Genomic DNA, 6875 nt, shown 5'->3' on the forward strand with positions numbered 1-6875 from the left:
GTATTGTTTGGCGCGATTCAACGGGAGAGATTTGTCTGTCGTGTTACAATGGACGCAAATTATTGCAGCCAGATAATATTGCGGCCAATAAATAAATGGAGCCTGTTATGAATGAGTTGAAAAACGACCGCTATTTACGAGCTTTACTGCGCCAACCTGTTGATGTTACACCTGTATGGATGATGCGTCAGGCTGGTCGTTATTTGCCGGAATATAAGGCTAGCCGTACCGAAGCAGGTGATTTTATCTCTCTGTGTAAGAACACTGAACTTGCCTGCGAAGTCACTTTACAGCCTTTACGGCGTTATCCGTTGGATGCGGCGATTCTCTTCTCTGATATTCTCACTATTCCTGATGCAATGGGGTTGGGACTCTATTTTGAGGCAGGCGAAGGCCCGCGTTTTAAATCCCCTATTTTGAGTCGTGCTGATGTGGAAAAACTGCCGGTTCCTGATCCTGAAATGGAACTGGGTTATGTGATGGATGCAGTGCGTACAATCCGTAAGGCACTGGTGGGGCAAGTTCCTTTGATTGGCTTTTCCGGTAGTCCGTGGACACTGGCGACTTATATGGTGGAAGGCGGTAGTAGTAAGGCATTCACTAAAATCAAAAAAATGATGTATGCCGAACCCGCCGTCATGCACTTATTGCTGGATAAACTGGCAGACAGCGTTACTCTTTATCTTAATGCCCAGATTAAAGCGGGTGCTCAGTCCGTGATGATTTTCGATACTTGGGGAGGCGTGCTGACGGGGCGGGATTATCGCGAGTTTTCCCTGCGTTATATGCACAAAATTGTTGATGGCCTGATCCGTGAAAATGAAGGCCGCCGTGTGCCGGTAACATTGTTTACCAAAGGTGGCGGGCAATGGCTGGAAGCAATGGCTGAAACGGGTTGTGATGCCCTTGGTTTGGACTGGACGACAGATATTGCCGATGCACGCCGTCGTGTAGGGAATAAAGTGGCTTTGCAGGGCAACATGGATCCATCTGTGTTATATGCCTCTCCAGTGCGGATTGAGCAGGAAGTTTCGACAATTTTGCAAGGTTTTGGTGTGGGTCCTGGTCATGTTTTTAACCTTGGTCATGGTATCCATCAAGATGTACCGCCGGAACATGCTGGTGTATTTGTTGAAACGGTACATAAACTTTCAGCTAAATATCATCAGTAGAAATATGATTAACACGAAAGCATTACGTCAGGAACAAATAGAAAAGGCTCAGCAAGTCATCCATTATGATGATTTTTCCTCACCAAAATTGATTGCTGGTGCTGATGTGGGCTTTGAACAGCAGGGAACAGTTACCCGTGCAGCTATCGCTGTTCTTTCCTATCCTGCCTTTGAACTGGTGGAGTATCAGATAGCTCGAATTGATACTACGCTTCCTTATATCCCCGGCTTACTCTCTTTTCGTGAATACCCTGCATTGATGGCTGCTTGGCAATTGCTGAAACACACACCTGATCTGGTCATGGTGGACGGCCATGGTATTGCTCATCCTCGTCGTTTAGGGGTTGCTAGCCATTTTGGCTTATTGGCGAATGTACCGACGATTGGCGTGGCAAAACGTCGTTTATGTGGTGAAAGTGAACCATTGGATGAGCAACCCGGCAGTTGCCAGCCTTTGATTGATAAAGAGGAGCAGATCGGCTGGGTATGGCGAAGTAAAAAACGTTGTAATCCATTGTATATTTCTACAGGACATAGAATCAGTCTTGATAGTGCATTGCTATGGGTAGAGCGTTGTGTGCGAGGCTATCGTCTACCTGAAACCACCCGTTGGGCGGATGGCATAGCTTCAAATAGAGCGTTTTTTGAACAAATGATGCAGAAAAATCCTTAAATTCGGTGTAAGCGTGTGGATCTTCTTGAATTTCAGGTAAACTGCGGAGCAAATTATGCATAATGAGTAAGAACTAATGTTACGAAACCCGATACATTTACGGCTGGAAAAACTTGAAAGCTGGCAGCATCTGACCTTCATGGCGAGTTTATGCGAACGGATGTATCCAAACTACCAGATGTTCTGTTGTCAGATTGCGTTCGCAGAACCTGCGCTTTACCGCCGTATTCTGGATTTGGTGTGGGAAATATTAGTTGTAAAAGATGCCAAGGTTAATTTTGATAATCAGCTGGAAAAGTTGGAACAAATCATTCCGTCAGCAGATGATTACGATATTTATGGTGTGTACCCGGCAATTGATGCGTGTATTGCATTAGGGGAAATACTCCATGCCCGTCTGGGTGGTGAGACATTGGAGCATACAATTGCTGTGAGTGAAATTTCAATTCGCACCGTTGCTATGCTTGAAATGACCCATGCCGGGAAAGAAATGACCGATGAAGAATTAAAAGTATTACCTGCCATTGAACAAGAGTGGGATATTCAATGGGAAATTTATCGCTTATTGGCCGGCTGTGAAGAGCGGGATATTGAGTTGATTAAAGGATTGAAATCTGACCTCCGGGAATCAGGAATTAGCAACATTGGTATAAATTTAACGCAGTAAAGTGAAAAAACGTGATTTAATGCTTTAAATGCCATGTTCAAAGGCTTCACTTTTGCCCCCACTCTGTTCTACATTTGGGGGGTGAAAAGAAGTGGCTATCGGTGCGTGTATGCAGGGGTGCTGTCATTCGGCATATCCGTCGCACTCGATGCTTTGCAAACGATAAACACACTGTAAGGATAATCTATGAATAAGACTGAATTAGTTGATGCAATCGCAGAAAGTGCAGACCTGACCAAAGCTCAGGCAAAAGCTGCTCTGGAATCAACTTTGAATGCAATTACTGAATCCCTGAAAGAAGGTGATTCAGTACAGCTGGTGGGCTTTGGTACTTTCAAAGTTAACCATCGCGCAGAGCGTACTGGCCGTAACCCTCAAACTGGTAAAGAAATTACAATCGCTGCTGCGAACGTACCTGCTTTCTCTGCTGGCAAGGCACTGAAAGACGCAGTTAAATAATTTCATTGCAAAAAAGAAAAGATAGAAGGGGTATCTCTCCCCTTTTGTTGGTTCGTCAGGGGCTGATGACACTAGGATTCGTCTTCGCGCTCAGCGCCTGTACCAATCAACCAAAAGAACCTTCTTTTAGTGCAAGTGGATTCATCGCAGATGATGGCGTTGTCCGCTTGTGGCGCCTCAACGATCAAAATAGTCAGCCTCTGGTTCTAATGAGTGTTTACAGCCCTTACCGTAATGGCAATACCGTCGTGACTTTTTATGAATATAAACAGGGCGATTTACGCCAAATTCGTCGTGAAATTCTGAATGATGAAAAGCCATTGGCTGAACAACTTCGTTTAGATAAAGCTGGTGATGTGATTTTTATGCAAAAGCAGTCAAAAACGCGGCGTGAACCACTTTCCAGTGATGATATTGTTCGCATACAGTTTGACGCTAAACGGGTTCTTGAATTAAGTGATGCACTGATAGTGGGAAATGTGCGTTTGATGCAAGGGCACTGGCATAACGGCAAAGTCACTACTTGTGCGGGTGACACGATTTCCGTCGAGTTTGAACCTTACGCGAGGTCATGGCTTGAACAACGCGAAAAAAGAAGCTACGGTCAATTAACAATTGCCTGGTTGGAAGCTTCGGCTGGCCGCGAATTACTGCTGGTAGCCAATAACGACTTCTGCCGTTGGGAACCGACGAAGGACAGCCTCTGACCTCCGTCAGTTTTGTGATTACTTCAGCCGGTTAATTGCCCGATATCCAATATCCTTGCGGTAAAAACAGCCACTCCATTCAATTTCTTCTGCTTGCTGGTAAGCCTTTTTCTGTGTATCGGCAATGGTTTCTCCCAAGGCGGTAACACACAGAACACGGCCGCCTGCGGTAATAACATCACCGTCTTTCAGTGCTGTACCTGCATGAAAAACCTTGCTGCTTTCATTTTCTTGTTGGGGCAAGCCATGAATAATATCCCCTTTGTGATAATCAGCAGGATATCCGCCGGCAGCCAGCACTACACCCAGAGCAGGGCGTTCGTCCCAATCAGAAGTTTTACCCGCAAGCTCGCCTTTTGCACCAGCCAGACAAAGTTCAACTAAATCGGAACGCATTCGCATCATGATGGGTTGGGTTTCCGGATCACCAAAGCGACAGTTAAATTCAATCACTTTCGGTTTGCCATTTTGGTTGATCATCAACCCGGCATAAAGAAAACCGGTATAGACATGACCTTCAGCAGCCATACCATTAACCGTAGGATAAATAATTTCTTCCATAATACGCTGGTGGATGGCATCGGTGACGACCGGAGCGGGTGAATAGGCCCCCATTCCCCCAGTGTTCGGACCCGTGTCACCGTCACCTACGCGCTTATGATCCTGGCTGGTTGCCATAGGAACAACATTCTTGCCATCGACCATAACGATAAAACTAGCTTCTTCGCCAGTTAAAAACTCTTCAATAACAATCCGATGGCCTGCATTACCAAATGCATTTCCGGCCAGCATATCTTTTATGGCGGACTGGGCTTCTTCCTGTGTCATTGCAACAATCACACCTTTACCCGCAGCCAACCCGTCCGCTTTTATGACAATAGGTGCGCCGACTTTATCCAGATAGGCGAGAGCCGGTTCGGTTTCTGTAAAATTCTGATAAGCTGCCGTTGGGATTTGATGGCGTGCCAGAAAATCTTTGGTGAATGCTTTTGAGCCTTCTAATTGAGCGGCTGCCTGAGTTGGACCAAAGATAGTCAACCCCGCTTTTTGGAATGCATCGACAATACCAATGACCAATGGCGCTTCAGGGCCAACGATAGTCAGCCCGATATTATGGCTTTGTGCAAATGCTAACAGGCTATTGATATCTGTCGCTGAGATATCAATATTTTCCAGATTGCTTTCCAGAGCGGTTCCTGCATTTCCTGGAGCAACATAGATTTTATTAGCCAAAGGAGACTGAGCTGCTTTCCATGCCAGAGCGTGCTCGCGTCCACCGCTACCAATAATTAAAATATTCATTCAGTTCACTCCTGCTATTGAATTAGTGGCGGAAATGGCGCATGCCAGTAAAAATCATGGCGAGACCATGTTCATCAGCTGCTGCAATGACTTCGTCATCACGGATAGAACCGCCTGGTTGGATAACACAGCTCACACCGACAGCCGCTGCCGCATCAATGCCGTCACGGAATGGGAAAAATGCGTCAGAAGCCATTGCACACCCCTGAACCTCCAAACCTTCGTCGGCGGCTTTAATTCCAGCAATTTTTGCAGAATAGACGCGGCTCATTTGACCTGCACCGATACCGATGGTCATATCATTTTTTGCATAAACAATTGCATTTGATTTGACAAACTTAGCGACTTTCCAACAGAACAGGGCATCTTTCATTTCTTGTTCCGTGGGTTGACGTTTGGAAACGACACGTAAGCTATCTGTAGTTACCATACCAAGATCGCGATCTTGGACCAACAGGCCGCCATTAACACGTTTGAAATCAAGGCCAGCAACGCGGGTTTCCCATTCGCCACTGACCAGAACACGGACATTTTGCTTGGTAGCCAGTACGGGTAATGCATCTTCATTTATTGAAGGGGCGATAATTACCTCAACGAATTGGCGATCGATAATGGCTTGTGCAGTTTTAGTATCAAGTTCGCGGTTGAACGCGATAATACCGCCGAAAGCTGAAGTAGGGTCTGTTCTGAATGCGTGATCATAGGCTTCGTGAATATTTTTACCTATTGCTACGCCGCATGGGTTAGCGTGCTTAACAATAACGCATGCAGGCTCTGAGAATTCCTTAACACATTCCAGAGCGGCGTCTGTATCAGCAATGTTATTATAGGAAAGTGCTTTACCTTGTAATTGAGTTGCTGTTGCGATGGACGCTTCAGAGATATTCTCTTCTATATAGAAAGCGGCGTCTTGATGACTGTTCTCGCCATAACGCATATCCTGCTTTTTAGTGAAATTCAGATTCAGGGTACGAGGGAAGCGTCCTGATGGTTGAGTGATGTCACCGTAATAAGGTGGAACCAGTTTGCCAAAATAGTTAGCAATCATGCTGTCATAAGCAGCGGTGTGTTCAAATGCCTTAATTGCTAAATCGAAACGGGTCGATTGTGTCAGTGAACCTTGACTGTTATCCATCTCTTCAATGATTTTTTCATAATCATTACTATTAACTACGATCGCGACATCTTTATGGTTTTTGGCGGCAGAGCGAACCATCGTTGGTCCGCCGATATCAATGTTTTCAACTGCATCTTCCAAAGTGCAATCTGTTTTAGCAACGGTTTGCGCGAATGGATATAGATTCACAACTACCATATCAATTGGTGAGATTTGGTGTTGTTCCATGATCTCATCATCTTGCCCGCGGCGACCAAGGATTCCGCCATGTACTTTAGGATGCAAGGTCTTAACGCGTCCATCCATCATTTCAGGAAAGCCGGTGTAATCTGAAACTTCAGTAACTTTCAGACCAGAGTCAGCCAGTAAATGGGCTGTTCCGCCAGTAGAAAGTAATTCAACACCGCGTTGAGATAAGGCTTTTGCAAATTCAACAATCCCTGATTTATCGGAAACACTAAGCAGGGCACGACGGATTGGACGAAGCTGTTGCATTGGTTTGATCCCTTGGATTTTATAAGGCAATAACATGTTATTGGGAAGATCCCACTATTATCAGGTATCAGGACATGAAAAATGGGCACTGCAATAACATTTCAGAACAGTCAGCTAAAATCACGCAATGATTTTAGCCACCGAATTGTAACGAAAACGTTTGCGTGATGCTCGATAAATTTTAACCTAACTAACCATTTGTGGATAAGTCTGTTGGTAAATGAGTATAAAGTGGGGTTTTGCTGTGGGATTAATCAAACGATCAATTTTCTTTAAAATAATG

Annotated in this window: 7 protein-coding genes; 5 read left to right on the forward strand and 2 right to left on the reverse strand. The window is 45.2% G+C overall.

What is annotated here, in order from left to right; all coding sequences use genetic code 11:
- The first annotated feature begins 107 nt into the window (after nt 1-107).
- From hemE to ACGF7G_RS15520, 5 genes are all read left to right on the forward strand, one after another.
- On the forward strand, nt 108-1172 hold the full coding sequence (hemE, locus tag ACGF7G_RS15500) for a uroporphyrinogen decarboxylase (protein ID WP_387466648.1): 1065 nt from the start codon (nt 108-110) through the stop codon (nt 1170-1172).
- 4 nt (nt 1173-1176) lie between these two features.
- Nucleotides 1177-1845 (forward strand): deoxyribonuclease V, encoded by a 669-nt coding sequence (gene nfi / locus ACGF7G_RS15505; protein WP_133816409.1) that lies wholly within the window; start codon nt 1177-1179, stop codon nt 1843-1845.
- A gap of 76 nt (nt 1846-1921) precedes the next feature.
- On the forward strand, nt 1922-2512 hold the full coding sequence (locus ACGF7G_RS15510) for a YjaG family protein (protein WP_387466650.1): 591 nt from the start codon (nt 1922-1924) through the stop codon (nt 2510-2512).
- A 186-nt stretch (nt 2513-2698) separates the two neighbouring features.
- Entirely contained in the window at nt 2699-2971 is a 273-nt protein-coding gene (gene hupA, locus ACGF7G_RS15515) for a nucleoid-associated protein HU-alpha (protein WP_021322843.1), read from the forward strand.
- Between the two features lie 65 nt (nt 2972-3036).
- Entirely contained in the window at nt 3037-3678 is a 642-nt protein-coding gene (locus tag ACGF7G_RS15520) for a DUF1481 domain-containing protein (protein ID WP_387466652.1), read from the forward strand.
- An 18-nt stretch (nt 3679-3696) separates the two neighbouring features.
- Here ACGF7G_RS15520 and purD read toward each other — a convergent pair whose 3' ends face one another.
- Both purD and purH read right to left on the reverse strand, forming a co-directional pair.
- Nucleotides 3697-4980 (reverse strand): phosphoribosylamine--glycine ligase, encoded by a 1284-nt coding sequence (purD, locus tag ACGF7G_RS15525; RefSeq protein ID WP_387466653.1) that lies wholly within the window; start codon nt 4978-4980, stop codon nt 3697-3699.
- Between the two features lie 22 nt (nt 4981-5002).
- Nucleotides 5003-6592, reverse strand: a complete 1590-nt coding sequence (purH, locus tag ACGF7G_RS15530; protein WP_387466654.1) for a bifunctional phosphoribosylaminoimidazolecarboxamide formyltransferase/IMP cyclohydrolase — start codon at nt 6590-6592, stop codon at nt 5003-5005.
- Nucleotides 6593-6875: the final 283 nt, after the last annotated feature.

It is taken from the genome of Photorhabdus sp. RM323S (assembly GCF_042879375.1).
In the GTDB taxonomy this organism is placed as follows: domain Bacteria; phylum Pseudomonadota; class Gammaproteobacteria; order Enterobacterales; family Enterobacteriaceae; genus Photorhabdus; species Photorhabdus tasmaniensis.

Coding starts and splice junctions, on each gene's coding strand:
- hemE (WP_387466648.1), top strand. CDS start 108: ATGAATGAGTTGAAAAACGACCGCTATTTACGAGCTTTACTGCGCCAA.
- nfi (WP_133816409.1), top strand. CDS start 1,177: ATGATTAACACGAAAGCATTACGTCAGGAACAAATAGAAAAGGCTCAG.
- ACGF7G_RS15510 (WP_387466650.1), top strand. CDS start 1,922: ATGTTACGAAACCCGATACATTTACGGCTGGAAAAACTTGAAAGCTGG.
- hupA (WP_021322843.1), top strand. CDS start 2,699: ATGAATAAGACTGAATTAGTTGATGCAATCGCAGAAAGTGCAGACCTG.
- ACGF7G_RS15520 (WP_387466652.1), top strand. CDS start 3,037: ATGACACTAGGATTCGTCTTCGCGCTCAGCGCCTGTACCAATCAACCA.
- purD (WP_387466653.1), bottom strand. CDS start 4,980: ATGAATATTTTAATTATTGGTAGCGGTGGACGCGAGCACGCTCTGGCA.
- purH (WP_387466654.1), bottom strand. CDS start 6,592: ATGCAACAGCTTCGTCCAATCCGTCGTGCCCTGCTTAGTGTTTCCGAT.